At 70.6% G+C, this 1,185-nt stretch carries 1 protein-coding gene and 1 pseudogene; both read left to right on the top strand.

Annotated features, from left to right (window positions below; all coding sequences use genetic code 11):
• Positions 1-213 precede the first annotated feature (213 nt).
• The gene (locus AC08ON_RS17415) at positions 214-798 is read left to right on the top strand and encodes a superoxide dismutase family protein (RefSeq protein ID WP_476608564.1); all 585 of its coding nucleotides are present in this window, start codon (positions 214-216) and stop codon (positions 796-798) included.
• A gap of 162 nt (positions 799-960) precedes the next feature.
• Positions 961-1,185 (top strand): annotated as a pseudogene (locus tag AC08ON_RS17410) (hypothetical protein); the annotation flags it as partial.

The following is a 1,185-nucleotide window of genomic DNA, read 5'->3' as shown; positions in this document are numbered from 1 at the left end:
GACCGCCATCGACGCGATCCGCCTCGCCCTCGCGGGTAACCCCTGGATGCCGGTCCTACAAGCGACCAATCCTGCGCCCGCCCTCGCCGCCTAAACCAACATCAACACAGGGCTGTCCAAGCCGCCACCCGTGAACGGACACGTGGCCAGGCTAGGCTCGTCCCACGTGAACGGCGTTCCCGAGCCACTGAACTAGCCGCTGAAAGGATCCTCATGCGACGGCGTCTGTCGATCACTCTGGCCGGCCTCGGCTTGTTCACCGCGTTGTTCGCCGCTGCGGCCTCGGCGGTGGCACCGGCGGCTCCGAGCGCCACGAGGGTCGTCGCGGAGCCGGTCGCGTTCACGACCTGGAACGAGAAGCAGCCACCGGCGGCCGTCACCTACGACCGGCATCTCGTTCCGGTCGGCGCCGGGGCGGTCGTACTGGCGGCCGGCGGACCTCGTACCGTGGTGGGCTTGGTGGTTCAGGGGCTGCTGCCCGGCCACAGGTACGGGGCGCATGTTCATCAGAAGGCGTGCGGCGCGACGGGTACGGCGGCCGGGCCGCATTACCAGAACGCGCCGGACCCGGTACAACCCTCTGTCGATCCGGCGTACGCCAATCCACACAACGAGGTCTGGCTGGATTTCAGTACGGACGCCGACGGCAACGGCCAGGCGTTCGCCGTCGTCGACTGGAACTTCCGAGCCGGCGGTGCCAGGGCGGTCGTGCTCCACGAGCACGGGACGAGTGGCATGCCCGGCGAAGCCGGATCCGCCGGTCCGCGGGCGGCCTGCATCACCGTTCCGTTCTCCTAAATTTTTCCTAGATCCGATCGCTTCGCTATCTTGTGGCGACGCCGAAGGCGGCGGTCGCGTAGCCGGTTTGCCACAGTCAGAGTCTCCGGTGCGTGGTGGATGAGCACCAGGACGCCGGACGGTGGCGTGACGCGACGGTGCGGCGGGTTCAGCAGAGGGGCCGTGCGGCGGGTTCAGCAGGGCGGTGCGGTCGTCGCACCCCCGAGTGGGGCGCCCGTCGGGCAGCTTGTCGCCGTGGTGGGTACCGGTGTCGCAGTGCCCGGGTCCGTCGGTGTCATCGGCTGTTCGTCGCCGACCGGGGGTGGCCGGGCCGGGCCGAGCCGGGCCGGGCCGGGCCGGGTGCCCGGCGTCCACGGCGGAGCACCGGCCGGCGGCTGGTTCGCGGGG

This window comes from Frankia sp. CoWAU3 (genome assembly GCF_977971855.1).
This window is presented reverse-complemented; position numbering and strand designations above follow the sequence as displayed.

Excerpts from the sequence above, each read along its gene's own strand:
- AC08ON_RS17415 (WP_476608564.1), top strand. The coding sequence starts at position 214 with ATGCGACGGCGTCTGTCGATCACTCTGGCCGGCCTCGGCTTGTTCACC.